This window comes from Paeniglutamicibacter sp. ZC-3, assembly GCF_025847175.2.
Lineage (GTDB): Bacteria > Actinomycetota > Actinomycetes > Actinomycetales > Micrococcaceae > Paeniglutamicibacter > Paeniglutamicibacter sulfureus.
This window is the reverse complement of the sequence record NZ_JAOYTG010000016.1, coordinates 39,509-64,903: the sequence shown is the minus strand read 5'-3', so window position 1 is coordinate 64,903 and position 25,395 is coordinate 39,509. Positions and strand designations below refer to the sequence as shown.

28 protein-coding genes are annotated in these 25,395 nt (G+C 64.4%); 13 read left to right on the top strand and 15 right to left on the bottom strand.

The window, feature by feature from the left end:
• Positions 1 to 14: 14 nt before the first annotated feature.
• A complete protein-coding gene (locus OIU93_RS15395) occupies positions 15 to 893 on the bottom strand; it encodes a general stress protein (RefSeq protein WP_264270938.1) in 879 nt (292 codons plus the stop codon).
• Between the two features lie 150 nt (positions 894 to 1,043).
• Here OIU93_RS15395 and OIU93_RS15390 point away from each other — a divergent pair, with 150 nt between their 5' ends.
• The 3 genes from OIU93_RS15390 to OIU93_RS15380 are packed head-to-tail and all read left to right on the top strand — an operon-like array spanning position 1,044 to position 4,106.
• Positions 1,044 to 2,378 carry a magnesium transporter MgtE N-terminal domain-containing protein gene (locus OIU93_RS15390; RefSeq protein ID WP_264270937.1) on the top strand — a complete coding sequence of 445 codons (1,335 nt, stop codon included), beginning with the start codon at positions 1,044 to 1,046 and terminating at the stop codon, positions 2,376 to 2,378.
• Positions 2,371 to 3,000: a DUF1003 domain-containing protein gene (locus OIU93_RS15385; RefSeq protein WP_264270936.1), complete on the top strand. Its 630-nt coding sequence runs from the start codon at positions 2,371 to 2,373 to the stop codon at positions 2,998 to 3,000. The genes OIU93_RS15390 and OIU93_RS15385 overlap by 8 nt, the downstream gene beginning before the upstream one ends.
• Positions 2,997 to 4,106: an Mrp/NBP35 family ATP-binding protein gene (locus OIU93_RS15380; RefSeq protein ID WP_264270935.1), complete on the top strand. Its 1,110-nt coding sequence runs from the start codon at positions 2,997 to 2,999 to the stop codon at positions 4,104 to 4,106. The genes OIU93_RS15385 and OIU93_RS15380 overlap by 4 nt, the downstream gene beginning before the upstream one ends.
• A gap of 189 nt (positions 4,107 to 4,295) precedes the next feature.
• On the opposite strand, the gene OIU93_RS15375 is transcribed toward OIU93_RS15380, so the two are convergent.
• Genes OIU93_RS15375 through sigE form a run of 3 tightly spaced genes read right to left on the bottom strand, consistent with a single transcriptional unit; the run spans position 4,296 to position 6,227 of the window.
• Entirely contained in the window at positions 4,296 to 4,673 is a 378-nt protein-coding gene (locus OIU93_RS15375) for a sec-independent translocase (protein ID WP_264270934.1), read from the bottom strand.
• A gap of 42 nt (positions 4,674 to 4,715) precedes the next feature.
• Positions 4,716 to 5,615 (bottom strand): zf-HC2 domain-containing protein, encoded by a 900-nt coding sequence (locus OIU93_RS15370; protein ID WP_264270933.1) that lies wholly within the window; start codon positions 5,613 to 5,615, stop codon positions 4,716 to 4,718.
• A gap of 3 nt (positions 5,616 to 5,618) precedes the next feature.
• Positions 5,619 to 6,227, bottom strand: coding sequence for an RNA polymerase sigma factor SigE (gene sigE / locus OIU93_RS15365; protein ID WP_264270970.1), 609 nt, complete (start codon positions 6,225 to 6,227; stop codon positions 5,619 to 5,621).
• A 232-nt stretch (positions 6,228 to 6,459) separates the two neighbouring features.
• On the opposite strand from sigE, the gene OIU93_RS15360 reads away from it, so the two are divergent.
• Entirely contained in the window at positions 6,460 to 7,095 is a 636-nt protein-coding gene (locus OIU93_RS15360) for an O-methyltransferase (protein ID WP_264270932.1), read from the top strand.
• Positions 7,096 to 7,235: 140 nt separating this feature from the next.
• Here OIU93_RS15360 and OIU93_RS15355 read toward each other — a convergent pair whose 3' ends face one another.
• The 3 genes from OIU93_RS15355 to OIU93_RS15345 form a co-directional block, all read right to left on the bottom strand.
• A complete protein-coding gene (locus OIU93_RS15355; RefSeq protein WP_264270931.1) occupies positions 7,236 to 7,403 on the bottom strand; it encodes a DUF3117 domain-containing protein in 168 nt (55 codons plus the stop codon).
• A 112-nt stretch (positions 7,404 to 7,515) separates the two neighbouring features.
• On the bottom strand, positions 7,516 to 7,863 hold the full coding sequence (locus OIU93_RS15350) for a DivIVA domain-containing protein (protein ID WP_264270969.1): 348 nt from the start codon (positions 7,861 to 7,863) through the stop codon (positions 7,516 to 7,518).
• 47 nt (positions 7,864 to 7,910) lie between these two features.
• On the bottom strand, positions 7,911 to 8,699 hold the full coding sequence (locus OIU93_RS15345) for a TIGR00730 family Rossman fold protein (RefSeq protein ID WP_264270968.1): 789 nt from the start codon (positions 8,697 to 8,699) through the stop codon (positions 7,911 to 7,913).
• 124 nt (positions 8,700 to 8,823) lie between these two features.
• Here OIU93_RS15345 and OIU93_RS15340 point away from each other — a divergent pair, with 124 nt between their 5' ends.
• The 4 genes from OIU93_RS15340 (at position 8,824) to OIU93_RS15325 (ending at position 12,166) form a co-directional block, all read left to right on the top strand.
• Complete coding sequence (locus OIU93_RS15340) at positions 8,824 to 9,600, top strand: amino acid ABC transporter ATP-binding protein (RefSeq protein ID WP_372342943.1); 777 nt, start codon at positions 8,824 to 8,826, stop codon at positions 9,598 to 9,600.
• A 73-nt stretch (positions 9,601 to 9,673) separates the two neighbouring features.
• Positions 9,674 to 10,501, top strand: coding sequence for a glutamate ABC transporter substrate-binding protein (locus OIU93_RS15335; protein ID WP_264270930.1), 828 nt, complete (start codon positions 9,674 to 9,676; stop codon positions 10,499 to 10,501).
• Positions 10,502 to 10,586: 85 nt separating this feature from the next.
• Positions 10,587 to 11,267 carry an amino acid ABC transporter permease gene (locus OIU93_RS15330; RefSeq protein ID WP_264270929.1) on the top strand — a complete coding sequence of 227 codons (681 nt, stop codon included), beginning with the start codon at positions 10,587 to 10,589 and terminating at the stop codon, positions 11,265 to 11,267.
• Positions 11,264 to 12,166, top strand: a complete 903-nt coding sequence (locus tag OIU93_RS15325) for an amino acid ABC transporter permease (protein ID WP_264270928.1) — start codon at positions 11,264 to 11,266, stop codon at positions 12,164 to 12,166. Before OIU93_RS15330 ends, OIU93_RS15325 begins: the two co-directional genes overlap by 4 nt.
• A gap of 135 nt (positions 12,167 to 12,301) precedes the next feature.
• Here the strand turns inward: OIU93_RS15325 and dapE are convergent, their stop codons facing one another.
• Complete coding sequence (gene dapE / locus OIU93_RS15320; RefSeq protein ID WP_264270966.1) at positions 12,302 to 13,441, bottom strand: succinyl-diaminopimelate desuccinylase; 1,140 nt, start codon at positions 13,439 to 13,441, stop codon at positions 12,302 to 12,304.
• A 37-nt stretch (positions 13,442 to 13,478) separates the two neighbouring features.
• Here dapE and dapD point away from each other — a divergent pair, with 37 nt between their 5' ends.
• Positions 13,479 to 14,441 carry a 2,3,4,5-tetrahydropyridine-2,6-dicarboxylate N-succinyltransferase gene (gene dapD, locus OIU93_RS15315; protein ID WP_264270927.1) on the top strand — a complete coding sequence of 321 codons (963 nt, stop codon included), beginning with the start codon at positions 13,479 to 13,481 and terminating at the stop codon, positions 14,439 to 14,441.
• Positions 14,431 to 15,348, top strand: coding sequence for a hypothetical protein (locus OIU93_RS15310; protein ID WP_264270926.1), 918 nt, complete (start codon positions 14,431 to 14,433; stop codon positions 15,346 to 15,348). The genes dapD and OIU93_RS15310 overlap by 11 nt, the downstream gene beginning before the upstream one ends.
• Positions 15,349 to 15,364: 16 nt before the next feature.
• Here OIU93_RS15310 and OIU93_RS15305 read toward each other — a convergent pair whose 3' ends face one another.
• The 4 genes from OIU93_RS15305 to fdxA all read right to left on the bottom strand — a co-directional run bounded on the left by OIU93_RS15305 (position 15,365) and on the right by fdxA (position 19,021).
• The gene (locus OIU93_RS15305; protein ID WP_264270925.1) at positions 15,365 to 15,964 is read right to left on the bottom strand and encodes a hypothetical protein; all 600 of its coding nucleotides are present in this window, start codon (positions 15,962 to 15,964) and stop codon (positions 15,365 to 15,367) included.
• Positions 15,965 to 16,189: 225 nt separating this feature from the next.
• Entirely contained in the window at positions 16,190 to 17,473 is a 1,284-nt protein-coding gene (locus OIU93_RS15300) for a citrate synthase (protein WP_264270924.1), read from the bottom strand.
• 103 nt (positions 17,474 to 17,576) lie between these two features.
• A complete protein-coding gene (gene dapC, locus OIU93_RS15295; RefSeq protein WP_264270923.1) occupies positions 17,577 to 18,686 on the bottom strand; it encodes a succinyldiaminopimelate transaminase in 1,110 nt (369 codons plus the stop codon).
• Positions 18,687 to 18,697: 11 nt separating this feature from the next.
• On the bottom strand, positions 18,698 to 19,021 hold the full coding sequence (gene fdxA, locus OIU93_RS15290) for a ferredoxin (protein ID WP_264270922.1): 324 nt from the start codon (positions 19,019 to 19,021) through the stop codon (positions 18,698 to 18,700).
• Positions 19,022 to 19,217: 196 nt separating this feature from the next.
• Between fdxA and OIU93_RS15285 the strand changes: the two genes are divergently transcribed.
• Positions 19,218 to 19,460: a hypothetical protein gene (locus OIU93_RS15285; RefSeq protein ID WP_264270921.1), complete on the top strand. Its 243-nt coding sequence runs from the start codon at positions 19,218 to 19,220 to the stop codon at positions 19,458 to 19,460.
• Between the two features lie 76 nt (positions 19,461 to 19,536).
• Positions 19,537 to 20,052, top strand: coding sequence for a helix-turn-helix domain-containing protein (locus tag OIU93_RS15280; RefSeq protein WP_264270920.1), 516 nt, complete (start codon positions 19,537 to 19,539; stop codon positions 20,050 to 20,052).
• A gap of 109 nt (positions 20,053 to 20,161) precedes the next feature.
• Here the strand turns inward: OIU93_RS15280 and OIU93_RS15275 are convergent, their stop codons facing one another.
• The 3 genes from OIU93_RS15275 to OIU93_RS15265 form a co-directional block, all read right to left on the bottom strand.
• Positions 20,162 to 20,602, bottom strand: a complete 441-nt coding sequence (locus OIU93_RS15275; protein ID WP_264270919.1) for a hypothetical protein — start codon at positions 20,600 to 20,602, stop codon at positions 20,162 to 20,164.
• A complete protein-coding gene (gene typA / locus OIU93_RS15270; RefSeq protein WP_264270918.1) occupies positions 20,583 to 22,493 on the bottom strand; it encodes a translational GTPase TypA in 1,911 nt (636 codons plus the stop codon). The genes OIU93_RS15275 and typA overlap by 20 nt, the downstream gene beginning before the upstream one ends.
• A gap of 331 nt (positions 22,494 to 22,824) precedes the next feature.
• Positions 22,825 to 24,033 carry a mechanosensitive ion channel gene (locus OIU93_RS15265; protein WP_264270917.1) on the bottom strand — a complete coding sequence of 403 codons (1,209 nt, stop codon included), beginning with the start codon at positions 24,031 to 24,033 and terminating at the stop codon, positions 22,825 to 22,827.
• A 655-nt stretch (positions 24,034 to 24,688) separates the two neighbouring features.
• On the opposite strand from OIU93_RS15265, the gene OIU93_RS15260 reads away from it, so the two are divergent.
• The gene (locus OIU93_RS15260) at positions 24,689 to 25,381 is read left to right on the top strand and encodes a histidine phosphatase family protein (protein ID WP_264270916.1); all 693 of its coding nucleotides are present in this window, start codon (positions 24,689 to 24,691) and stop codon (positions 25,379 to 25,381) included.
• The last annotated feature ends 14 nt before the right edge of the window (positions 25,382 to 25,395 follow it).

Here is a 25,395-nt window from a genome sequence, read left to right as displayed (position 1 = left end):
TGCGGGGCCGCCGGCTAGAGGTGCTTGCCGTGTTCCGGGTGTTTCGCATCCTCCGGCGTGGATTCCCCGCTTGCGCTCCCGGCACCGGTTTCGCGATCCGCGTCCCCGGTGACATCTGTCGATTCGGTTTCCTCGGCAGCGGGTGCGGCTGCCGGCGTGTCGGCTGCAGGCGCCGCCGGGGCCTCGGCCACCGGGGCCGCAGCCGGCGGCTGGTTGTCCTGGATCCGGATGCCGAATTGCGGGCGCCCGTCGGGCAAGTCCGAGTAGCTGCCCGAGGTCGGGGCGCTGGCGCCCGGCTCAGCGGGCGCCGCGGGAGCGCCGGCCTGGACCGGGGGCTGGGGCTGGGGCTGGGGCTGCGCCGGCGGGGTGTGTGCGCCCACGCCGTTGTCCGCCGCCATGCGACTCATGGGCAGGTTGGCCGCCATGGCACGGGCAGCATGTGCGTGCGAGAAAGCCACCACCACGTCGTAGCTGGTGGCCAGCACCTGGGACTGCGAGGCGAAGTCGCGCTTGCCGCGCCGGAACGAGTAGCTCACCACGCCCACCAGCATCCAGATGGCCATGCCGATGCCCACCGAGGACAGGATCTGCGCCAGCGCGTTGGACCCCGGGCTGAAGATCGTCAGCACCAGCCCCACGAAGACGCCGAACATCGCGCCCTGGGCGGCGCCGGCGGCGGCAACCTTCGGGTAGCTGAGCTTCGCGGTGACCCGCTCCACCGACTTGAGGTCATTGCCCACGATGGTGAGGTTGGCGACGGGGAAGTCGTGGTCGGCCAGGTAGTCAACCACCTTCTGCGCATCCAGGTACGTGCTGTAGCGGCCCAAGAGCTCGCCGCGCGGCAAGCCGGGCAGGTTCGGGTTGGACGGGGATGCACCAAGTGGGGATGACATATATCCATTGTGCATGCTGCCGCACCCGAACACCTGGCTTGATCGCTGAAGGTGAAAGCGATGCCGCCCACAACCGCGCTTTCACCACGTCGCGCTCAACACATGCACCAAACCGCCAAAGGGTGCACGTCAGGCAGTAGCCTAGAGAGCGTGAGCAGCAATTCTACGAAGGTCTTCATCGCACGCCTGCTGGGCCTGGACGTCTTCGACCCGCTGGGCGACCGCCTGGGCCGGTTGCGCGACGTCGTGGTCGTTTCCCGCCTGGCCACCAAGCCCGCCCAGTGCGTCGGCGTGGTCGTCGAGGTGCCCGGCAAACGACGCGTCTTCGTGCCCATGACCCGCATCCAGGCCATGGAGTCGGGGCAGATCATCTGTTCCGGCCTGGTGAACATGCGCCGCTTCCAGCAGCGCGGCGCGGAGATCCTGGTGGCTGCGGAGCTCTTCGACAGGCGCGTGGTGTTCGCCGACGGCTCCGGCAACGCGGTGGTCGAGGACATCGGCCTGGCCCGGGAACGCAACGGCGACTGGATCATCTCCGACTACTACGTGCGCCGCGGAGACCCCGCCGGCGGTCTGCTGGGCCTGCGCCGGGCGCGCGGCGAGCGGCTGCTGGTGCCCTGGGACGCGATCGTGCACACCGCGCTGCACGAACCGCAGGCAGCCAGCACCTATGTCGCGGCCCACGACGAGATGAAGCCCGCCGACTTCGCCGACGCGCTGCACGAGATGAACCAAAAGCGCCGCGTAGAGGTCGCCTCCGAACTCCAGGACGAGCGGCTGGCCGACGTGCTGCAGGAGATGCCGGACGACGAACAGGTGCAGATCATTTCCGCCCTGGACATGGAACGCGCCGCAGACGTGCTGGAGGAAATGGACCCCGACGACGCCGCCGACCTGTTGGGCGAGCTCTCCGAGGACACCAAGCACGCACTGCTGGAATTGATGGAGCCCGAGGAGGCGCGCGACGTGCGCCGCCTGCTCGAGTACGCCGAGGGCACCGCCGGGTCGATGATGACCCCGGTCCCGGTGATCCTCTCCCCCGAGGCCACCGTCGCCGAGGCCCTGGCCTCGGTGCGCCGCGAGGAGCTAAGCCCCGCCCTGGCCTCCACCGTCTTCGTCACCCGGCCCCCGCTGGAGACGCCCACCGGCCGCTATCTGGGCGCCGTGCACATCCAGGCGCTGCTGCGCACCCCGCCGCCGGAGTCCCTGGGCAATATCCTGGACTCCGACGTCGAACCCATCGACGACCAGGCGGGGGTCGCCGACGTCGCCCGCACCCTGGCCAGCTACAACCTCACCTCGCTGGCCGTGGTGAACGACGACGGGCGCCTGGTCGGCGCGGTGACCGTCGATGACGTGCTTGACCACCTGCTGCCCGATGACTGGCGCACCCACGACGACCATCCCGACGACGCCGCACCCGATGCCCCGGCACCGTCCATCGGCACCGACCTACCACCCCTGAACGGAGGTTCCCATGGCTGAGAAGCGCCAGGCCTCGACAGGCCTCGACACCCCCATGTCCGCCCGCAACCGCTTCTTCCCGCGCTTTGCCCCCAACCCCGACAGGTTTGGGTCCAGCACCGAGAAATTCGCGCGCTTCATGGGCACCCCGCAGTTCCTGTTCTACATGACCATCTTCTGCGTGTTCTGGCTGATCTGGAACACGCTGGCACCGGAGGGCTGGCGCTTCGACTCCGCGGCACTGGGCTTCACGGCGCTCACGCTGATGCTCTCGCTGCAGGCCTCCTACGCCGCCCCGCTGCTGCTGCTGGCGCAGAACCGGCAGGACGACCGCGACCGGGTATCGCTGACCGAGGACCGCGGGCGGGCCGAACGCAACCTCTCAGACACCGAGTACCTCACCCGGGAACTCGCCGCCCTGCGCATCGCCCTGCGCGACGTGGCAACCCGCGACTACGTTCGCTCCGAATTGCGCTCGGCCCTCGAGGACCTGCTGGAAACCACCGACGGCGAGGAACTGAACCTCCGCGCCAAGACCACCAAGCGGCGCGACCGCAGCTCGACCAACACCGGCCTCATCCCGCAGGTGCCCCCGCGGGCACCTGGCCGCCGGTCGCGCCCCCGGAGGAACGACACGCCATGACCCTCGAGCCCCGGCTCCTTGAAGCACTCTCCGCCGTCCAGGACCCCGAACTGCGCCGGCCCATCACCGAGCTCGGCATGGTCGAATCCGCCATCCTGTCCGAGGGCACCGCACGGGTCACGGTGCTGCTGACCATCGCCGGCTGCCCGATGCGCTCCACCATTGAAAACGACGTCGCGGCCGCCCTGTCCGCGGTGCCCGGCGTCGGCCGCGTCGAGGTCGCCCTCGGGGTCATGAGCCCCGAGCAGCGCGCGGCCCTGCGCGAGTCGCTCAAAAGCCGCTCCGTCCCGTTCTCGGACCCGGCCTCGCTGACCCGCGTGATCGCGATCGCCAGCGGCAAGGGCGGGGTCGGCAAGTCCTCGCTGACCGCCAACCTGGCCTGCGCCATGGCCGCCGACGGGCTGCGCGTCGGGCTCATCGACGCCGACGTGCACGGCTTTTCCATCCCCGGGCTGCTGGGCATCCCCGGGGCCAAGCCGACCCGCGTGGATGAGATGATCCTGCCGCCGGTGGCCCACGGGGTGAAGGTCATTTCCATCGGCATGTTCATCGACGACAACAAGCCGGTGATCTGGCGCGGCCCGATGCTGCACCGCGCGCTGGAGCAATTCCTGACCGATGTGCACTTCGGGGACCTGGACGTGCTGCTATTGGACCTGCCCCCGGGCACCGGGGACATCGCCATCTCCGTCTCCCAGCTTCTGCCCGGTTCCGAGTTGGTGGTGGTCACCACCCCGCAGGCGGCGGCGGCCCAGGTCGCCGAGCGCGCCGGGTCGATCGCCGTCCAGACCGGACAGAAGGTCGTGGGCGTCATCGAGAACATGAGCGCCATGGTGCTGCCCGACGGGTCGCTTCTGGAGATCTTCGGTTCCGGCGGCGGGGCGGAACTCGCGCAGCGCCTGTCGCTGGTGCTGGACACCGAGGTCCCGCTGCTGGGGCAAGTCGCACTTGACCCGCTGCTGCGCGTCGGGGGCGATACCGGTGTGCCACTGGTGCTTTCCCACCCGGACTCCCCCGCCGCCGCACAGATCATCGAGATGGCCCGCGGCCTCACGCACCGCCCACGCGGCCTGGCAGGACTGAAGCTGGGCGTCACCCCGCGCTAGGAGCCCCGGTCCCCACGACCGGCCCTTGGCAGCCGCAGCCGACCACTCAGCACTGAGGCGGAACGCATGACCTGCCCGACGCCTGCTGCCGGCCTCGAGGCCCGGACAGGTCCCGGACAACACAAAAGGCGGCCTCCCTCGAAGGATGCCGCCTGGAGTGCCTGCCGTGGTTACGCTACCGGGCTTGGGCTACGTTGCCTCGCTGTCAAAGGGCGCCGGCTCGTGCGGGGCCAGCGGGGCGACCTTCGCAGTGGCCACCGAGCGTTGCCGCGCGACCGGGGTTTCCTTCACGGCAGACACCGCGTCCTCGAAGTCCTCGAGTAGCGCGTCCTTGATGATCCTGCGCGGGTCGTATTGGCGCGGGTCAAGCTTGCGCCAGTCCATGTCGGCGATGTCGTCGCCGACCTCCTCGCGCAACTGCTCCTTGGCACCGGTGGCCATGCGGCGCAGTTCCTTGACCAGGCGCGCCAGTTGCGCGGCATACTCCGGCAGTTTCTCGGGTCCCAGAATAACCACCGCGAGCACCGCAAGCACCAGCAGTTCACTGCCATTGATTCCCAAAAACACCCTTGTAGACTACCTGCTTTCGAGCTGCGATGAGGCCATTGCCTATTTGAAGTCCAAAACCATGAGGCGGGAGAAGCCCCGCAGCAGGCGTTGCGATAATTTCTCGGTGGAGGGATCCAGCGACACGATGCGCGTATGTTCACCGACCACCAGCCGCTGCAGGACCTGTTCCACGTCGGCCTTGGACATGTCGGAGGAGACTTCGTATCTGACGTCTTCCATGTTCAGTGTGGCGGTTCCCCCAGCATACGTGACGGCGGCAGCCGCCTTGGCACCCAGGCGGCGGCCCAGCTCGGTCAGCATGCCGGAGGTCGGATCGGTGCTGGCCGAAGCGGCCTTCGTGGTCTGCAGCGGCGCCTTCACGGCACTGGCCAGGGTGCGCGTCTCGGCCAGCTCCACGGTGTGTTCCTCGTCGCTGAGCACCAGCGTCACCGTCGCCTCGCCGCCCACCAGCACCCCGCTGGCGGAGGTAAGGGTGAACCCCGCAGCTTCAATGACCGGGCAGGTCCAACCGGCCTGGCGCAATTGGGTGATGGTATCCGTATCCAGGGTGCGGGCCGAGGCGTTCCAGGACTCCGCCGGATCGCCCTTGGAGGCACCCTGCGCGGCCTGTGCACCCAGGACCCAGGACATCGCCGCGATCGCGCCCACCAGGGCGAAGACCAGCAACAACACCGCCATGGGCACGAATCCGTTCGTCCGGGAACCTCGCGCACCGCGCTCGTGGGGCAGCGCGTAGTGGGCACCGAGCAGGGTCTGGGCGTTCAGCGGCACGGCGGGACTTTCGGCGGACTTCGGCGCGGAAACAGGACCGCGCTGCCAGTTGTTCAACGCAGCCGAGCACGCGGCGCAACCCGGGACGTGCTTCTCCAGGGCCTTGGCGCGACGACCGTTCAGCCGGCCGTCCACGTAGTCGCCCATCCAGCGTTCATACCGATGCATGCCCTAGCGCACTCCCGGGATCGTCCGCCGGATCTTGGGCAAGGCCCTGGTGGCTGCGGGCCTGGTGGCCGGATTGCGGTGCGCCAGTTTTTCGCGCAGCATCCCACGGCCACGGTGGATACGGGAGCGAACGGTGCCGAGCTTGACGTTCAGCGCCTCGGAGACTTCTTCGTAGGACAGACCCTCGAGGTCGCACAGGACCACTGCCGCCCGGAATTCGGGACTCAGCCCGTCGAGTGCGGCCTGGACGTCGATATCCAGGTTGTTGTATTCAAAGCTGCGTTCCGGTCCGGGTGCGGTCCCGGGGATCTTGGCCTCGGCGTCCTCGGCAAGCCCGTCAAAGCGGATGCGGGACTTGCGCCGCGCCTGGTCCAGGAACAAGTTCGTGGTGATGCGGTGCAGCCAGCCCCCGATGGTTCCCGGGGTGAAGGTGTGCAGCGAGCGGAAGACCCTCACGAAGGTTTCCTGCGCCAGGTCCTCTGCGTCCTGCCGGTTGCCCGTCAGGCGGTATGCCAGGCGGTAGACGCGCGGCGAGTGGTCCTTGACGATTTCATCCCACGTCGGCACTTCGAGTTCGGCAGGCTCGTCGAGGGAGCGTACGTCGCTGGCCAAGGAGAAATTCGATGCGTTCACGTCCACAAGTCTCGCGCAGGCTCCTGAGCGGAAGCTGAAAGCAACCTGTGCCGCTTCAATGTTTCGGTTTCACCCCTGACAGGGCGCGGTACAAGGATAGGATGGGGGCTGGCGGTGTCAGCTGGGATGCCGTCCATTGCCACTGTCGCCTCCGGGTCGGGGCAAGGCCACCAGCCCGCAACGCACCACTCGAAGGATTTGCCGCACAACCATGAACCTGGACATCTTTAGTAGCTGGACATACGCGCAGGCCCAGACCCAGGAAGATGCGGTGCTGGAGCGGGCCCGCGAGCGCGGCCGCGAGCTGGGTGTTGAGTCCGTGGGAGCGGCCACGGCCAATTTCCTCTCCGTCCTGGCCGCCATCTCCGGCGCCAGGAACATGGTGGAAATCGGCACCGGCGTCGGGGTCTCGGGCACCAGCCTGCTGCGCGGGGCGGGGAAGCATTCCGCGCTGACGACGATTGACATCGATGTCGACCATCTGGCCGCCGCCCGCGCCGCCTTCCACGAAGCGGGGGTCGACGGGTCACGCACCCGCGCCATTTCGGGCCGTGCGCAGGCAGTGCTGCCCCGCCTCACCGACGGTGCCTACGACCTGGTGTTCATCGATGCGGACAAGACGCACCTCATGGAGTACGTCAACCAGGGCATCCGCTTGGTCAAGGTCGGCGGCCTGGTCATCGTGCACGACGCCTTCGACCAGCATCGCGTTCCCAAGCCGGCCGTGCGCCAGCCCAGCACCGTGGCCACGCGCAATGCGACCCGCGTACTGCGTGAGGATGAGCGCTTTGTCAGCTCTCTGGTTCCCACCGGGCTCGGCCTCCAGCTCGCCGCCCGCATCGGCTAGCGAGCACCCCGCACCACGGGAGCCCGCGAAGTGCCACAGGGAGTCCCGCCCCTTGGTTTCGACCGCAGCCCGACACACCAAGGGGCGGGCACTGGCCGTATCGGCCAAGTCCCCGCCCCGCAGCATTCCGACACCAAGTCCTACTCGGTGGCACCTACCAAGCAATCGCGCAGCTCGGCGGCCTCGTCGGCATTGAGCTCAACAACCAGACGTCCGCCACCGTCAATCGGTACGCGCATGATCAGGCTACGGCCTTCCTTCGTGACCTCCATCGGACCATCCCCGGTACGTGGTTTCATCGCAGCCATTAGCGCTGTTCCCTTTCATTTGAGGTAAAGGATTTTTTTGGGCCTTCACCCGGTGGTGAGTTAATCGGCGAACCCGGAAATTCTTGATCCGCTTTCAACTTGCTACCTTCCATTATTCCGAAGAATGGCTCGTGTTGCTAATCACAAGCCCTTTTCCGTGTGCCGCGATGACCTCATGCAACCGAGAAATCTCGGCCGAAAGGACATCGAGGACCTCATCAACCTGGTCGCATCGATATCCGCGGAGCCCCAGCGAAAAGCTCACGTTCTCGACATCCTCGGCGCTCGGCCGCTCGGGAAGAAGCACCGGCGGCAGACTGGCCACCGGCTCGACCAGCCCTTGGATCGGGACGTTGAACGGCTCAAACCGTCGCCCGTCCTGGCCCGCGCGGGTCCGCCGGACTCCAACACCAAGCAACACTGCGGCACCGAGTATGACGATGGCGACCACCAGCAGCATGTAAACCAACTTGCGCTCCTCAGTAGTTTGCGATCGGCCGTCGGGTCTTAGTCCCCTGCGACAAAGCCATTGGGCCTGGCCGAATTAACAACAATATCCACAGCTTCTTCGACGTCGTCGGTGATGTGAACCAAGTCAAGGTCTGAAACGGAAATAGCGCCTTCCACCGCAACGGTGTTTCGCAGCCATTCCAAAAGCGGGCTCCAATATGCGATGCCGACCAAAACAATCGGGAATCCGGTCACCTTTTCGGTTTGCACCAAGGTCAGCGCCTCAAAGAGTTCATCCAATGTTCCATAACCGCCAGGCAAGACGATGAACCCTTGTGAGTACTTGACGAACATTGTTTTTCTTGCGAAGAAGTAGCGGAAGTTGATTCCGAGGTCGACCCACTCGTTGAGTCCGGTTTCGAAGGGCAGCTCAATACCCAGGCCGACCGAAATGCCGCCGGCGGCAACCGCACCCTTGTTTGCTGCCTCCATGGCCCCGGGGCCGCCACCGGTTATCACTGCCACCCCGGCGGCCGCAATGAGCTCGCCGATTTTCTCGGCTTGGTTGTAGCGCTCCGACCCACGCGGAGTGCGGGCGGAGCCGAAGACGCTGATCGCCGGCCCCAAACCGGCAAGGGCGCCGAATCCTTCAACGAATTCACTCTGGATGCGCAAAACTCGCCACGGATCGGAGTGGGTGAAATCCTGATCCTCGCGCGTATCAAGAAGATAGGCATCCGACTGCTCGGTTTTGGCTTGCGAGCGACGCAACACCACCGAACCTTTTCGGCGTGCCGGATCGGGCAGGGAATCAAAGCTCTTCGATTGCGAATTCTGGCGATGCATGCCCTCCACTGTAATGGCAATTCCCGGTCCGACCGGCCGCGTCACGGCCCCTTTAGGCAAAGATTTGGCATCGACTGGCCAAATGATGGTCGTGAAGCGCGTCACTTCGGATAGTGTTCTTGTCATGAGCACTGATTCCCACTCGAATAGCGCTAACCCGGACCTGACTCCCATCGTCAGGCTCTCCGGGGTAAACAAGCACTATGGCCACCTCCATGTTCTACAGAACATCAACCTTGAAGTCAGCAAGGGAGAAGTCGTCGTCGTACTGGGCCCATCCGGTTCAGGGAAGTCGACCCTATGCCGCACCATCAATCGACTCGAAACCATCGATACCGGATCCATCGAAATCGATGGCAAGGTGTTGCCCGAAGAAGGCAAAATGCTGGCCAAGCTGCGTGCAGACGTCGGCATGGTGTTCCAGTCATTTAATCTCTTTGCACACAAAACCATTCTGGAGAATGTCACCCTGGGCCCGATCAAGGCCAAGGGGATGAAGAAGTCGGATGCCGACAAGCTCGCGATGTCCCTGCTTGAACGCGTCGGTGTTGCCAACCAGAAGGACAAGCTCCCCGCACAGCTTTCCGGTGGCCAGCAGCAACGCGTGGCCATTGCCCGCGCACTCGCCATGCGTCCGAAGGTCATGCTCTTTGACGAGCCGACGTCTGCCTTGGACCCCGAAATGATCAACGAAGTCCTTGACACGATGATTGGCCTCGCCAAGGAAGGCATGACGATGATCGTGGTGACCCATGAGATGGGATTCGCCCGAAAGGCCGCCGACCGCGTGATCTTCATGGCCGATGGCCTGATCGTCGAGGAATCCACCCCCGACAAGTTCTTCACCAATCCGGAGAGTGCGCGGGCCAAGGATTTCCTCGGCAAGCTCATCACCAACTAAAGACGTTCAACGACACTCTTACTTCGATGGATGGGAAACTCGCTCTCATCCTTGATCACAACAAGGAGAAACGATGCGTAAGTCTCGCATTTCAGCAGTAGCAGCCATGGCAGCAGCCGGGGCCCTGGCCCTGACCGGTTGTGGCGGATCCGGCGGCGAAACCGCCGATGGTGACACTATCAAGATCGGCATCAAGTTCGACCAGCCAGGTCTCGGCTTCAAGGACGGCGAGGCCTACACAGGTTTCGACGTCGATGTCGCCAAGTACGTTGCCAATGAACTTGGCTTCGCGGAAGACAAGATCGAATGGGTCTCCGCCCCGTCTGCAAACCGCGAAACCCTGCTGGAAACCAAGCAGCTCGACATGATCTTCGCGACCTACTCGATCACCGACACCCGCAAGGAGCGCGTGGCCTTCGCCGGCCCCTACTTCGTCGCCGGCCAGGACCTATTGGTCCGCCAGGACGACTCCTCCATCACCGGCCCGGAGACCTTGACCGGCAAGAAGCTTTGCTCGGTGACGGGTTCGACTTCTGCACAGAAGGTCTCCGACTCCTACCCCGGCGTGGCGCTGGTTGAACAGGGCGGCTACGCCGACTGCCTCGGACTGCTGGAAACCGGTGGCATCGACGCAGTCACCACCGATGACATCATCCTGGCCGGCCTTGCTGCCACCGAGGCCAACAAGGGCAAGTTCAAGGTTGTGGGCAACACCTTCTCCGAGGAGAAGTACGGTGTCGGCCTGAGCAAGGACGCCACCACCTGCGCCGACATCAACACCGCCATCACCAAGATGATCGAATCCGGCGAATGGGAAAAGGCGCTTCAGGCCAACACAGAGGGCACCGGCTACACGCCCAACGCCGAAATGAACCCTCCGAAGCCCGAAGCCTGCGCCTAGACACTGATCGTTCTCACAGGTCCCATCCGGCGCGCGATCCGCGCCGGATGGGACCTACCTCAATCGCACCCTAAAGGAGTAAGCCATGCAAGGCTACCTTTCCCTATGGGATGAATACGGCGGACAAATGATGTCCGCCTTCTGGGGCAACCTGCAGCTGACATTTTGGGCAGCCATCGGGTCGTTGGTCCTGGGCACACTCTTGGCATTGATGCGTATTTCGCCGGTACCAAGCTTCCGCGCCTTCGGAACCTCTTACGTGAACATCTTCCGAAACACCCCGCTGACCATCATCATGGCCTTTGGCGTGTTGGTTCTCTTTGGCGTGTTCAGGGTCCAGTTCAGCTCGGATTTCAATCTCAACTTCTTCCAGATCGCCATTCTCGGTTTGACGATCTACCACTCCGCCTTTGTGTGTGAGGCCATTCGTTCAGGCGTCAACACCGTGCCGCTGGGCCAGGCCGAGGCGGCCCGCGCCATCGGGCTGAGCTTCTTGCCCGCCGCACGCCTGGTCATCCTGCCGCAGGCCTTCCGCGGGGCCATTGCCCCGCTGGGCAACGTGCTGATCGCGTTGATCAAGAACACGACGGTCGCCGTGGCAGGTTCGGTGGCCGAGATCTCGGGCCTCATGAAGACCATGCTTGAGTTCCGCGCCGATGTCGGGATCCTGATCTTCCTCACCATCGCCGTGTTCTTCGTGATCGTCGTGATCCCCGTTGGCTTGCTCACCACGTACCTATCCAAGAAGTTGGCGGTGGCACGATGAAAGTCTCCGAATCCGTTCTGTTCGACGCGCCCGGGCCCAAGGCCCGGCGCCGCGTCCTCGTCATCAACGTCATCGGCGTGCTGCTGGCTATCCTTCTGGTCTACTACCTGTATAAGGTCCTGAACGATGCCGGTCAGTTGACTGCCGAGAAGTGGTCGGTGTTCGGTGAGGGCTCCATCTGGGAGAACTACATCGTCCCCGGCCTGCTGAACACCCTGCGCGCCGCGGCAGTTGCCATCGTCACGTCCTTGATATTCGGGTTCATCTTTGGCATCGGGCGCCTGTCCACCAACAAGGTGGTCAACTGGATCAGCTCCATTGTCGTGGAGTTCTTCCGTGCGGTGCCGGTGCTGCTGATGATGATCTTCCTCTGGATCATCCTGGCTCGCTCCGGGATCGTGGCCCCCAGCGACTCGCCGTTCGTCGCGGTGGTCGTGGGCCTGACGCTGTACAACGGATCGATCGTTGCCGAGTTGATTCGCTCGGGCGTCTTCGGCCTGCCCAAGGGCCAGCGCGAGGCGGGCATCGCCATTGGCCTGACCCGCGGGCAGTCGCTGCGCAACGTTGAGATCCCGCAGGCACTCATCGCGATGCTGCCGGCGCTGATCGGCCAGTTCGTGGTCATCCTGAAGGACTCCGCGCTGGGGTACATCATCAACTTCAACGAGTTGCTCTTCAACGGCAGGCTCATCGGCACGGGCAACGCCAACGTGCTTCAGGCACTCGTGGTGGTGGCAGCCATCTTCATCCTGATCAACTTCGCTCTCTCGAAGCTGGCCTCCGTGGTCGCGGGCCGGCTCAGCAGCCGCGGCATCAGCGCGGGCAAGCCCATGGACCCGGCAGTGCCGGTGGTGGTCGCCGACCTGAGCACCAAGGTTCCCGGAGGTCCGGCCACCTAGGCCAACCCGGACAGGTCACAGCACGGCGAAAAGGGCCGGGCGGCAGTCGGTCTCGTGATCCACGAGACGTCGAATGTCGCCCGGCCCTTTTGCGCCGGTGATGGATCCCGGCGGCGCGCCGGGATCCGGGGGGTGCTAGGCGGAGGGGGCTTCGCCTAGCCAGCGGCGCAGTGCGGCCAGGCAGTCGTGGATGGCGGTGCGGGTGACATGTTCGTCGTCCGAATGCGCCAGCAGGGCATCGCCCGGACCGAAGTTGACCGCGGGAATGCCCAGCGCCGAGAAGCGGGCGACATCGGTCCACCCGAACTTCGGCTTCGGGATCTGGCCCACCGCTTCAACGAAGGAGGCTGCTGCAGGATGCCGCAGCCCGGGCCGGGCACCGCCGGCACCATCGGTGCGGACGATCTCGAATCCCTCAAAGAGCTCGAACACGTGGGCCTCGGCGGCCTCCACGTCCTTGTCGGGGGCGAAGCGGTAGTTGACCTCGACCTCGCAGTAGTCAGGAATCACGTTGCCGGCGATGCCGCCGTTGATGCGGACTGCATTGAGCGACTCGCGGAATTCCAGTCCGTCGACCTCCACGGTCTGGGGCGTGTAGCCGGCCAGGATCGCCAGGATGGGTGCGGCGGCGTGGATGGCGTTTTCGCCCATCCAGGCGCGGGCCGAGTGGGCGGCGACGCCGCGGGTGCGCACCTTGTAGCGGCTGGTGCCGTTGCAGCCGCCCTCCACGGTGCCGTCGGTGGGTTCAAGCAGGATGGCGAAATCGCCGCCGAGCAGTTCCGGGCAGTTGCGGAAGAGCCGGCCCAGGCCCGACTTGGAGCCCTCGACTTCCTCGTGGTCGTAGAAGATGTAGGTGACGTCCCGGTTCGGGTCCTGCAGCGTGGCAGCCAGGGCAAGCTGCACCGCCACCCCGCCCTTCATGTCGGTCGCGCCGCGGCCGTAGAGGGTCTCCCCCTCCCAGCTCACCGGCACTGTCCCCCGGGCACCAGGGGTCGTGGGCAGCGGCACGGTGTCAAGGTGGCCGGCCAGGATCACCCGCTCCGCCCGGCCCAGCGTCGTGCGGGCCACGATCGAGTCCCCGTCGCGGTGCAGCGACAGGCCCGGGATCCGGCGCAGGGCCGCTTCAATGGCGTCCGCCAGGGCGGTCTCGTTCCCGGAGACGGACTCGATGTCCATCAGCCGGGCGGTCAGGTCCGCCACGTCTTCGCGCAGGTCCAGGTCAATGGGCGTGGCGGGGGCGGCGGGGTTTGCGGGGCTGGGTTTGCTGTGCACAATCCAAGATTAGTACCCGGGGCCGCGCTAGGATTGATTCATGACTCCGGTAGACACCCCATCCACGCACGCCTCCACACACGACCTCAGGATCGCCTCGGCCCACGGCCTGGCCACCTATGCCGCCGACGGCTCGGTGCTGGACGCGTGGTTCCCCAATCCCGTCGTCGGTGTCCTGGAAGACGCCGCGCAGATTTCCGGGGACCTGGCTGCCGCCGCCCGGGACGATGACGGGCGTGGCACCACGCAGGCCGTGATCGCCCTTGAAATCAACCTCGACGTTGCCCCCGCTGACACCGCGGATGTCTGGTTGCGCCTGCACCTGCTCTCCCACCGACTGGTGACCCCCAACAACGTCAACCTCGACGGGGCCTTCGGCCTGCTCCAAAACGTCGTGTGGACGAACTTCGGACCCTGCGCAGTAGCAGACTTCGAACGCACCCGCCTGCGCCTGCGCCCGCGCGGTGCCCTGACCGTCTACGGGGTCGACAAGTTCCCCCGGATGCTCGATTACGTCGTTCCCGCAGGGGTCCGCGTTGCCGACGGCGGCCGCGTCCGCCTGGGTGCGCACCTGGCATCGGGCACCACCGTCATGCACGAGGGCTTCGTGAACTTCAATGCCGGCACCCTGGGCGCCTCGATGGTCGAGGGCAGGATCTCCGCCTCGGTCGTGGTGGGCAACGGTTCGGATGTTGGCGGCGGTGCCTCCATCATGGGGACCCTCTCCGGCGGAGGCAAGGAACGGATCGTCATCGGCGAACGCGTGCTGCTTGGCGCAAACTCCGGCGTCGGCATTTCCATCGGGGACGACTCGGTCGTCGAAGCCGGCCTCTACGTCACCGCCGGAACCCGCGTCCAGCTCGGGAACACCGTGGTCAAGGCCGTTGAACTTTCCGGAGTTCCGAACCTGCTCTTCCGCCGCAACTCGCTCACCGGTGCCGTGGAGGCGCTGCCGCGGGCCGGCCAACATGTGGAATTGAACAGCGTCCTGCATGCCAACTGACGCACACCAACGCGTGCTCTCGTTGGGCTCGCGGCATGCCGACCGGCATCATGGTCGGCACCGCGGGCCCCGACGCTGGGGCCGCACCTTTTTGGCCCTGGTGCTTGCCATGGGGCTCATCGGCGGTGGGCTCTACGCCGCGGTGAACTTCATCGGGATCGATGCCACGGTGGTACGCCAGAAATGCACCGCGCTGGTGGGTTCGACGCTGCACACCCTGACACCGGACCAGGCGTCGAACGCCGCGGTGATCGCCGCTGCGGCCACCAAGCGGAAGATGCCCACCCGTGCAGCCACCATCGCGATCGCCACCTCGATGCAGGAATCCAAGCTCACCAACATCGACTACGGCGACAACGCCGGCCCGGATTCGCGCGGCCTGTTCCAGCAGCGCCCGTCCATGGGCTGGGGCACCGAGGAGCAGGTCCAGGATCCGGTCTATGCCGCCAACCGCTTCTTCCAGGAGCTGGAGACCTTTGACTACGAGTCGATGGCCCTGACCGACGCGGCGCAAAAGGTGCAGCGCTCCGCCTACCCGCAGGCCTACGCCAAGCATGAGGAAGAGGCCAGCGCGTTTGCCTCGGCGCTCACCGGGGCCTCCCCCTCGACGCTCAATTGCACGCTGCGCCCGACGGATGGTGCCGGCTCGGCCACGACGGTGGCGGCCGACCTGTTGGCGGCCACGGGCCAGAAGACCGACGACCTGGCCGGAAACCGCGTGCGCATCGCCGTACGCGGCGACCAGGGCTGGGCCATCGCCCAGTGGGCCGTGGCCAACGCGCAGAAGCACCAAACCGAGTCGGTCTCCTACGCGGGACTGGTGTGGAACCGCTCCGAGGGCCGCTGGGTGCCGGCGGCGACCACGGACGGCTACGTCATCATCTCCCTGGCAGGTTCCGCGAAATAACGCCGAAACCCTGCGCCTAGGTCATCAGGTCGATAATGGGCTGCAGGTAGCTGCGGAAAAGCGTCGCATCCCGCATCAGTTCCTGGCTCAGGATCACCGTGTCCGGTTCAACGAACCAGGCGCGACGCTCGGCCAGCGGCAGCTCGACCAGCTTCAGATGCAGGTCATCGAGGTTCTTGCCCTCCAGCTCCCGTTCGGCGAAGAGATGCGCCAAGAGCTGGAGCCGCTCCTTGGTGTTGTCGACGCAGTAATCCCGGTACTCCCCCACCCTGTTCTGCGTCCAGGTGTAGGCGTTGCCGTAGTGAGCACGCAAGAGGTGTTGCAGGCTCGGTGAATCGGAGAAGCCCGGAAAGTCGGGTTCCGCGTGGATGTCGATGGTCGGTTGGCCGTTGGCCAGGATCTGCTCCCACCAGCTTTGCCATTCCTGGCGCAGTTCTCCGGCGGCATTCTCGGACAGCTCCCGCGCGGCAGCCGGCTTGACCCTGGGACTCAGCGGCGCGAGGGACATTGCCCCCATCGGCTCGATGGCCGCCAAATCCCGGAAATATAGCGCCAGCAACATCTCCTTGTCGATATCGGCCGAAACCTTCCAACCCGAACCAGACTCCAGCACCATATGTGCACACCCGTTTCCGTTAAATCCCCTGCCTAAATCTAGGATAAGCCCGAAATGGCACAAAAGCCCCGCAAGTCCGGGGATCAGCGTGCAGCCGGCCGTTCACGGCAAAGGGGGGCCGGCACCGCTGAAGGATACATCTCCTTCAACGATGCCGGCCCCCTGGGCTTGCATTGCCGCGGTTCGCGCGGCGGGATCCCTTCCCCGCTGCGGCTCCGGACCGACTTAGCGGTTCGGGTAGGTGCGCTCCGACTCGCCGATGTAGAGCTGGCGCGGGCGCCCGATCTTCATTTCCGGATCCTGGATCATTTCACGCCACTGCGCGATCCAGCCCGGCAGACGTCCGATGGCGAACAGCACGGTGAACATCTTCTCCGGGAAACCCATGGCCTTGTAGATCAGGCCGGTGTAGAAGTCGACGTTCGGGTAGAGCTTGCGCGAGATGAAGTAGTCGTCGTTGAGCGCGCGCTCTTCGAGGGACATCGCGATGTCCAGCAGCTCGTCGTTGCCGCCGAGCTTCCCGAGGATCTCGTGGGCCGTGTTCTTGATGATCTTGGCGCGCGGATCGTAGTTCTTGTAGACGCGGTGTCCGAAGCCCATGAGGCGGACGCCGTCTTCCTTGTTCTTGACCTTCTCCATGAAGTCGGCGGGCTTCAGGCCCTCGGACTGGATCTGGCGCAGCATCTTCAGCACTGCCTCGTTGGCGCCGCCGTGGGCGGGGCCGAAGAGTGCGTTGATTCCGGCGGAGACCGATGCGAACATGTTCGCGTTCGAGGAACCGACCAGGCGCACCGTGGAGGTGGAGCAGTTCTGCTCGTGGTCCGCGTGCAGGACCAGCAGCTGGTCAAGGGCCTTGACCATGACCGGATCCAAGTCATACGGCTCGGCGGCGAGGCCGAAGCTCAAGCGCATGAAGTTCTCGACCAGGTTCATCGAGTTGTCCGGGTAGAGCAGTGCCTGCCCGATGGACTTCTTGTGCGCGTAGGCGGCAAGCACCGGCATCTTGGCCAGCAGGCGGATGGTCGAGAGCTCGACCTGTTCCTCGTTGAACGGATCCAACGAATCCTGGTACCAGGTGGAGAGGGCGGAAACGGCCGAGGAGAGCACCGGCATCGGGTGCGCGTCGCGCGGGAAGCCGCCGAAGAAGCCCTTGAGCTCTTCGTGCAGCAGCGTGTGCCGGCGGATCTTCTGGTCGAATTCCTCCAGCTCGGTGGCCGAGGGCAGGTTGCCGTAGATCAGCAGGTAGCTGGTCTCCAGGAAGCTGGACTTCTCGGCCAGCTGTTCGATCGGGTAACCGCGGTAGCGCAGGATCCCCGCATCGCCATCGATGAAGGTGATCGCGGACTTGGTTGCCGCAGTGTTCATGAAGCCCGGGTCGTACGTCACGCCGCCTGTCGCCTTCAACAGGGGGGCGATGTTAAAGCCATTGTTGCCTTCTACCGCGGGCACAACAGGGAGTTCGATGCTGTTGCCGCCGAAGCTGAGCTGAGCAGAATTGTTTTCCGTCATTGTCTCTCCTAACCGGAATGCAGATGAATCCGATGGTCAGTAATCACTGTCACGCTACCGTTTAGTAGGCTCTTGACACTAATTGGTTGGTCACGTTTGCCGTTCAGGCTGCCGCATTAAGCCGTTCAACGGCGCTGTGGATCCGTTCGTCGCTGGCGGTGAGCGCGATCCTGACAAATTTCTCCCCGGCCGTCCCGTAGAACGCGCCGGGTCCTGCCACGATGCCCAGGTCCGCGAGCCGTCCCAGGGTGGTCCAGCAGTCCTCGTCCGCGGTGCACCACAGATAGAGCCCGCCGACCGAGTCCACGATGCGCAAGCCGAAGGCGCCGAGGGCCGGAACCAGGAGGTCACGGCGTGCACGGTACAGATCTTTTTGCGCCTTGACGTGCTCGTCGTCGTTTAGGGCGGCGACCATGGCAGCCTGGACCGGGGCCGGTACGATCATCCCCGCGTGCTTGCGGTTGTTGACCAGTGCGGGCATCAGGTTCGGTGCCCCGGCCACGAAGGCAGCACGGTATCCGGCGAGGTTCGACTGCTTGGACAGGGAGTAGACGCACAGCAGGTCGCTCATGTCGCCACCGGAGACCGAGTCGTGGAGGATGCTCGGCACCCCGTCCTCGTGCTCGCCCCAGCCAAGCTCGGCGTAACATTCGTCCGAGGCCACGACAGCGCCCAGCGAGCGGGCGTCATCCACCAGCGCCTTGAGTTCGGCAGCGCCGCGGACGATGCCGGTGGGGTTGCCCGGGGAATTCACCCACACGAGCTTCACGCGCGCACGGTCGTCCTCAGAGAGCCCCGCCAGCGAATCGGCCGCGATGGAGTCGGCGCCGGCCAATTGCGCACCGATGTCGTACGTCGGGTAGGCAACCAGCGGGCGGACCACCAGGTCGCCCGCCCCCAGGCCCAGGAGCAGCGGCAGCCAGGCCACCAGTTCCTTGGAGCCGACGGTGGGCATGACGTCGTCCGTGGCCAGGCCACGCACGTCGCGGCGGCGCCCGAACCAATTCACGATGGCCTCGCGCAGCTCCGGCGTGCCGTGGGTGGTGGGGTATCCCGGGGCGTTCGCGCTCTCGCGCAGTGCCCGGATGATGATTTCGGGTGTGGGGTCCACGGGGGTGCCGATGGAAAGGTTCACGGCACCGCCCTCGTGCTCGGCGGCGCGGGCCGCGTAGGGGGCAAGGGCGTTCCACGGGTAGTCAGGGAGCGTCAGCATGGTGGTGGCGTTCAGTCCTGGGCCTGGGGCGGAAGGACGGAAATGATGGGGTGGTCGATGCCCATGTTGCCCAGCTTGGCCGCGCCGCCCGGGGAACCGACCTCGTCGAAGAACTCCACGTTGGCCTTGTAGTACTCGGCCCACTGGTCGGGGACATCGTCCTCGTAGTAAATGGCCTCCACCGGGCATACCGGTTCGCAGGCGCCGCAGTCAACGCATTCATCGGGGTGGATGTACAGCGAGCGTTCGCCTTCGTAGATGCAATCCACGGGGCATTCCTCGATGCACGCCTTGTCTTTGACGTCGACGCACGGCTGGGCGATGATGTAGGTCACGGTACCCGGGGCCTTCCTTTACAACGGATCATGAACTGTCTGGTCATGCGGCACGCGGCTATGCATGCTCTCCAATAGCTTAGTCCCGTTGGGGCCGCTTTGCCCGGTCGAACGGCACCCCCGCCATGAATGTGGCCTCGCACACATCCATCCCTGACTCACGGTGTCATGTTACGCCCCGGCCTAGACTCAAGACATGGATCCGGATCTCTTCGCCACGATTCCCTCGGGCACCCGCGTGGTCATTCGCTATCGCCTGGCACCCGACGAGCAGGGAAGCGCCGGCGAGCGGCTGTCCGATGCCCTGGGAAACGTGCAGTCGGTGACCGAGACCCATGTGGTCCTCGAGACCCGCGGCGGTCCGGTGTCCATCGAACGCGCCCGGATCACCCACGCCAAGACGGTTCCTCCCCCGCCTGACCGGCGGCAGCGCCGTTGACAGCGCCCCCCGAAACACACACGCCGAGCGATTTGAAACATTCAATCAGTGGCGTGATTTCCCGTATGCTTAAACCATGGCCACAGATGAAGAAGTACAGGCCCGTGCCAGGGCGTTGAGCTCCCCGCTCCGCCTTCGCATCCTGCGACTTTGCTTGCACGAATCGCGCACCAACAAGGAAATAGCCGACATGCTGGACATCAATCCGGCGACGTCGCTGCACCATGTGCGCACGCTGCTCTCCAACGGATTCCTCGCCGCCGAGGAGACGCGCCGCGGCAACCGCGGCGCCAAGGAAGTGCCGTACCGAAGCACCAAGCTGTCGTGGGGCACCAAGCTGCCGGATGCCGCTCCGCTGCTCGTCGACACGTTCCTGCAGGAAATCGACGGACTGGCTCCGCAGGAAATCCAGGTCCTGCGCGTGGGCCTGAAGCTCAGCGAAAGCACCCAGAAGGAAATGATGTCACGCATCCATGCAGTGATCGAGGACTACGCCATGCGCGACTCGGATACCGACGGTGTGGCCACCTCGTTGTTCCTGGCACACCACCTGGATGTGAAGTCCGCCAAGAAGACCACCGGCGCGGCCTAACCCCCGCGCCAACCAATGACAGGACCCCGCAGAGCGTGCTCTGCGGGGTCCTGTCATTGGTTGGCTTGGTGTTGCGTTGGGTGACGGCCTTATCGGCCAGCACCCGGGATCAGCCGCGGGTACGTGTTGCGGCGCGCAATTGCCGGGAGACCAGCAGGATCGCCACGATGACCGGGACGATGATGCCGTACACCCACATGCCGCCGGCCAATGCCGGGCCCGGAAGCATCTTGAAGAACTGGGTCGAGACGATCATCTGGTTGTTCGTGTCGGTCGAGATCAATGCCACGAACACGTAGGTCGCCAGCCCGGCCAGCGCACTGACCCACAGCTTGCCGCGCAGCAGGCCCACCCAGTAGACCAGGGCGCCCGTCAGCAGCAGGGCCAATGCGGCGCCCCAGGGAATCGGCACGTCTCCCGCATAGCCCAACGAGGCATGAAGGATGGTTCCCACCACGGCGGCAAGCGCCCCGGCCGCCAAAGCGGCCAGGACGCTGCCCAGGGTGGAGGCGGTTAGCCCTGGTGCCTTGTTAGGACTTTGCCCGGGCACGGTTAGACTTCGCGCGGTCGCCGGCGTTCAGGATGAGCTTGCGGATACGGATCGCATCCGGGGTAACCTCAACGCATTCGTCCTCACGGGCGAATTCGAGGGACTCTTCCAGAGTCAGGTTGCGCGGCGGGGTCATGTTCTCGAAGGTATCCGAGGAAGCTGCACGCATGTTGGTGAGCTGCTTTTCCTTGGTGATGTTCACGTCCATGTCATCGGCGCGTGAGTTCTCGCCAACGATCATGCCCTCGTAGACCTCGGAGGTCGGCTGCACGAAGAAGGACATGCGTTCCTGCAGCTTGATCATCGCGAACGGGGTGACGACGCCGGAACGGTCAGCCACGATCGAACCGTTGATGCGGTATTCGATCGGACCGGCCCACGGCTCGTAGCCCTCGGCCAACGAAGCGGCAATGCCTGCACCGCGGGTGTCGGTGAGGAAGCGGGTGCGGAAGCCAATCAGGCCACGTGCCGGAACCATGAACTCCATGCGGCACCAGCCGGTACCGTGGTTGGCCATGTTGGTCATGCGGCCCTTGCGGGCTGCCATCAGCTGGGTCACGGCGCCGAGGTATTCCTCGGGTACGTCGATGGTCATGTGCTCCATCGGCTCGTGCAGCTTGCCGTCGATCATCTTGGTAACAACCTGCGGCTTGCCGACGGTCAGCTCGAAGCCTTCACGACGCATCTGCTCAACGAGAATGGCCAGTGCCAATTCGCCACGGCCCTGGACTTCCCAGGCATCCGGGCGCTCGGTCGGAAGGATGTTCAGCGAAACGTTGCCGATCAGTTCCTTGTCAAGACGGTCCTTGACCTGGCGCGCGGTGACCTTGGCACCCTTGACCTTGCCGGCCAGCGGCGAGGTGTTGATACCGATGGTCATCGAGATTGCCGGCGGGTCCACGGTGATCAGCGGCAGCGGCTTCGGGTTTTCGATGTCGGTGAGGGTCTCGCCGATCATGATGTCTTCGATGCCGGCAACTGCGACGATCTCGCCCGGTCCAGCGGACTCCGCCGGGACGCGGGTCAGGCCCTTGGTGGCCAGCAGTTCGGTGATCTTCACGGTCTTGAGCTCGCCGTCCTGGCGGGCCCAGGCAACCTGCTGGCCCTTGCGCAGGGTGCCGTTGAAGATGCGCATCAGCGCCAGGCGACCCAGGAACGGGGAAGCGTCAAGGTTGGTGACGTGTGCCTGAAGGACTTCGCCCTCGGTGTAGGTCGGGGCCGGAACGTGCTTGATGATGGTCTCGAACAGCGGCTCGAGGTCCTCGTTGTCCGGCATGGTGCCGTCGGCGGGCTGGTTCACCGAGGCGAAACCGGCCTTGCCCGAGGCGAAGACGACCGGGACGTTGAGGATCTTGTCCAGGTCCAGGTCCGGAGCTTCGTCTGCCAGGTCGGAGGCCAGGCCCAGGAGCAGGTCCATGGAATCGGAGACGACGCCGTCGATGCGTGCATCGGGACGGTCGGTCTTGTTGACCACGATGATGACGGGCAGGTTGGCAACGAGTGCCTTACGCAGCACGAAGCGGGTCTGCGGCAGCGGACCCTCGGAAGCATCGACCAAAAGGACGACGCCGTCAACCATCGACAGGCCGCGCTCGACCTCGCCACCGAAGTCGGCGTGGCCGGGGGTGTCGATGATGTTCATGGTCATCTTGTGGCCGTTGGCGGCCGGACCGTCGTAGAACACGGTGGTGTTCTTGGCCAGGATGGTGATGCCCTTTTCGCGTTCCAGCTCGCCAGAGTCCATCACGCGGTCTTCGGTTTCACCGTGGCTGTCGAATGCACCGGTCTGCTGGAGCATTGCGTTGACCAAGGTGGTCTTGCCGTGGTCAACGTGCGCAACGATGGCTACGTTGCGCAGGTCTTCACGAGCGATGATGGTGGTATCTGACATGCGAAAAGGCTCACTTCTTCTAGAGAATTTGGGTCTCGGGGGTCGGGGCCACGACTGACCCAATTAACCATTCTAGTCCTAATGGGAAATCTGGTGTTAAACGTGCCTTATCTCACGCATGAACACTTGCTGGCGGGGCGCCGGGAGCTCCCCGCCCACAGCGTCCACGCAGCAAAGATTCACGCCTGATCCCACCGGAATATCGGTCCTGCGGCAACGCGCGATGCGGGGGTGTCCCCCGGCAACAAGAAGGGCGGTCCCGTGGATACCCAGGACCGCCCTGCCGTTCGCAACACCGCGTACCGGCGTCGCTGTTAGTAGTTGTCGGCGCCTAACCCAGCGGGTTCACCGGCCCGGCATGTGCCGGCGGTGCCGGAGGCGGCTGCTTGTGTTCCAACTTCTCCAGTGCCTTAGCTGCCGCATTGCGTCCACCCAGGCCGAATGCGAGGGCCGCGGCCAGTGCGCCGCCGATCACCACTGCGCCAAAGGCCATGTTGATGATGGAATCCGCAATGCCCATGTACTTCAGGCCCATGGCGATGAAGAGCGCAATCGTTGCCCACCGGATCACTGTCGCCGCCGTTCCCGGACCGACGATCGAGACGACGATGTTGGCGATCAGGAATCCTGCGGCGATGATCAGAGCGCCGAAGAGCACGTTGCCGCCAAGTGCCAAAATGTCGTTGAGGATGTTGGTGACTTCGGGGAAGTTCAGCTGACGTGCCGCCATGATGCCGAAGAACAGCATGATGGCGATCTTCACCAGTAGCGCGATGATGCCCGAGGCGCTCTTGTCGGCGGGAACGATCCCCCACTTGTGCACAACCGAATCGGTGCCGATTCCCTGCAACGTGCTTTCCAGGATCGTGCCGACAAACTTTGCGATGACGTAACCAATGGCCAGCAGGATCAGCGCGGCGATGATTTGCGGGATCGCGCTCATGATCATGGTCAGCATCTGCTGGGCCGGATCGGAGATTGCGGCGATGCCCAGCACCTGCAGCGCGCTGATGCCCACCACAATGATGATGATCGCGAAAAGCAGGTTTCCGATGATGGAAATGATCTTGGCGTTCTGTTGATGAGTGGCAACGGGATCGACTTCAGGCTGTCCCTTCTTGAACCTGGCAGTCAGCCTGCTGAAATCAACAGCGCCCAAAGCCGTGGTCACCAGCTGCCGCACAATCTTGGCGATCATGTAGCCGATGAAGAAGATGATGCCCGCACCGATGAGGTTCGGGATGAAGGCCATGACCTTGCCCAGCAGATCTTGAACCGGCGACAGGACCTCGGTAAGGGCGAAGACCTGCAAGATGGCGACCAGTCCAAAGAGCCAGATGATCAGTCCCGCAACCTTGCCCAGTGATTCCCCAAGTTGTTGCCCGTCATTCCCCTGACGTTGCAACCCCTTTACCCGCCCCACGAGTTTTCCAATGACCCACTTGACCAACTTGGCCAATAGCCAAGTCACCAGCAGGATTATTACGGCGATGGCGACCTTCTGCGCCATACCCGCCCAATCGAAACTTTCCATGTTCATGAGAAATCCTTCACTTGGTGGAAATGTACCTGAGAACCGCTGTCCTTTCCGATTAGTGTTCTGACTATAGGAAACATGCTTGGTGGCACTAAAACAACCAATGATTGCACCGGGGTCGCTGCGGTTTTAGCGGGTCCAAGCGATCAGTGATGCGGAATCGCCATAATTGGAGGCACCGCACGCAGCAGATGCTGCTTGCGGTATCCAGACCGTGACGAATCGAGTGTTTTTTGAATCGGAATTTGCCATCCGCCGGCCACCCGACAAGTTCTCTTGATCCAAGGACCCCACGCCCGCAATAAACCTGCTCCGTTCCGTGGAAAGCTCCACATGGACCGAGGCACTCAATGCACGGGCAGGTCAATTGCCACGCCCGCGTGCGGCCTTACTGCAATGGAGCAGTATCCCCGAAATTGTTGAAGTTCCGAATGCTGGGCCCCCTCCCCGCAGTGTTACCCACCGGCCGAAAAACTGATCAACGTTTTCGGAGCTCGACTCGGATCCCGAGGTCGCGAGATACCTTGGCGCAGGACGCGCGAAAACGTGACGACATCAAGGGCCTACATCTGAACGGAATAGCTGCAGCTGGCCACCAAGTTGGTGACACTCTGCTTCTGGGCTGGGTTCGTCGACGGCGGGTGGATAGGCTGGGTAAATGGCGACAGTTATTCTCGTGCGGCACGGCCGCTCCACCGCCAACGCGACCGGACTGCTGGCAGGTCGGGCAGTCGGCGTCGGCTTGGACCAGATCGGGCGGGACCAGGCGACCCTGACCGGAGAACGGCTCGCACCCGTGCCATTGGTTGGGGTGGTGTCGAGCCCTCTTGAGCGTTGTCGGCAGACCGCCCAGTTCATCCTTGATCGCCAGACCGGCGAGCCGTACGCGCCAGTCGACCTCGATCTCACAGAGTGCGACTACGGCCAGTGGCAGGGCCGTATGCTCAGTGATCTCGAGACCGAGGATTTGTGGCCGGCTGTCCAGTCGCAGCCGTCCTCCGTCGTCTTTCCGGGCGGTGAATCCCTGGCCGCGATGCAGGCCAGGTCAGTGGCAGCGATTCGACGCCACGATGCAGCATTCGAAGCCGAGCACGGGCCAGGGGCCGTGTGGGCGGCAGTGAGTCACGGTGACATCATCAAGTCGATCCTTGCTGACGCGCTCGGCATGCACCTTGACCTGTTTCAGCGTATCAACGTGGGTCCCGCCTCCATATCGATCGTGCGCTACGGCGCTAGTCGGCCGAGTGTCTACGCGACAAACACCGATGCGGGTGATCTGTCATGGTTGTCGAACGGCATCCGCTCTGGCGATGCGCCGGTGGGCGGCGGCGCAGGGCACAAGGCGCCATGAGGCTCATGGGCCTA

What these genes read in the sequence shown, in the direction of transcription:
- dapC (WP_264270923.1), bottom strand. Translation starts at nt 18,686, where the DNA reads ATGCTGACGCTCCCTGACTACCCGTGGAACGCCCTTGCCCCCTACGCG.
- OIU93_RS15340 (WP_372342943.1), top strand. Translation starts at nt 8,824, where the DNA reads ATGAGCACTGATTCCCACTCGAATAGCGCTAACCCGGACCTGACTCCC.
- OIU93_RS15305 (WP_264270925.1), bottom strand. Translation starts at nt 15,964, where the DNA reads ATGGTGCTGGAGTCTGGTTCGGGTTGGAAGGTTTCGGCCGATATCGAC.
- OIU93_RS15370 (WP_264270933.1), bottom strand. Translation starts at nt 5,615, where the DNA reads ATGCATCGGTATGAACGCTGGATGGGCGACTACGTGGACGGCCGGCTG.
- dapD (WP_264270927.1), top strand. Translation starts at nt 13,479, where the DNA reads ATGACTCCGGTAGACACCCCATCCACGCACGCCTCCACACACGACCTC.
- OIU93_RS15350 (WP_264270969.1), bottom strand. Translation starts at nt 7,863, where the DNA reads ATGCTGCTGGTGGTCGCCATCGTCATACTCGGTGCCGCAGTGTTGCTT.
- typA (WP_264270918.1), bottom strand. Translation starts at nt 22,493, where the DNA reads ATGTCAGATACCACCATCATCGCTCGTGAAGACCTGCGCAACGTAGCC.
- OIU93_RS15335 (WP_264270930.1), top strand. Translation starts at nt 9,674, where the DNA reads ATGCGTAAGTCTCGCATTTCAGCAGTAGCAGCCATGGCAGCAGCCGGG.
- OIU93_RS15285 (WP_264270921.1), top strand. Translation starts at nt 19,218, where the DNA reads ATGGATCCGGATCTCTTCGCCACGATTCCCTCGGGCACCCGCGTGGTC.
- OIU93_RS15325 (WP_264270928.1), top strand. Translation starts at nt 11,264, where the DNA reads ATGAAAGTCTCCGAATCCGTTCTGTTCGACGCGCCCGGGCCCAAGGCC.
- OIU93_RS15280 (WP_264270920.1), top strand. Translation starts at nt 19,537, where the DNA reads ATGGCCACAGATGAAGAAGTACAGGCCCGTGCCAGGGCGTTGAGCTCC.
- OIU93_RS15260 (WP_264270916.1), top strand. Translation starts at nt 24,689, where the DNA reads ATGGCGACAGTTATTCTCGTGCGGCACGGCCGCTCCACCGCCAACGCG.
- OIU93_RS15385 (WP_264270936.1), top strand. Translation starts at nt 2,371, where the DNA reads ATGGCTGAGAAGCGCCAGGCCTCGACAGGCCTCGACACCCCCATGTCC.
- OIU93_RS15310 (WP_264270926.1), top strand. Translation starts at nt 14,431, where the DNA reads ATGCCAACTGACGCACACCAACGCGTGCTCTCGTTGGGCTCGCGGCAT.
- OIU93_RS15330 (WP_264270929.1), top strand. Translation starts at nt 10,587, where the DNA reads ATGCAAGGCTACCTTTCCCTATGGGATGAATACGGCGGACAAATGATG.
- OIU93_RS15380 (WP_264270935.1), top strand. Translation starts at nt 2,997, where the DNA reads ATGACCCTCGAGCCCCGGCTCCTTGAAGCACTCTCCGCCGTCCAGGAC.
- OIU93_RS15300 (WP_264270924.1), bottom strand. Translation starts at nt 17,473, where the DNA reads ATGACGGAAAACAATTCTGCTCAGCTCAGCTTCGGCGGCAACAGCATC.
- OIU93_RS15355 (WP_264270931.1), bottom strand. Translation starts at nt 7,403, where the DNA reads ATGGCTGCGATGAAACCACGTACCGGGGATGGTCCGATGGAGGTCACG.
- OIU93_RS15265 (WP_264270917.1), bottom strand. Translation starts at nt 24,033, where the DNA reads ATGAACATGGAAAGTTTCGATTGGGCGGGTATGGCGCAGAAGGTCGCC.
- OIU93_RS15345 (WP_264270968.1), bottom strand. Translation starts at nt 8,699, where the DNA reads ATGCATCGCCAGAATTCGCAATCGAAGAGCTTTGATTCCCTGCCCGAT.
- OIU93_RS15360 (WP_264270932.1), top strand. Translation starts at nt 6,460, where the DNA reads ATGAACCTGGACATCTTTAGTAGCTGGACATACGCGCAGGCCCAGACC.
- OIU93_RS15395 (WP_264270938.1), bottom strand. Translation starts at nt 893, where the DNA reads ATGTCATCCCCACTTGGTGCATCCCCGTCCAACCCGAACCTGCCCGGC.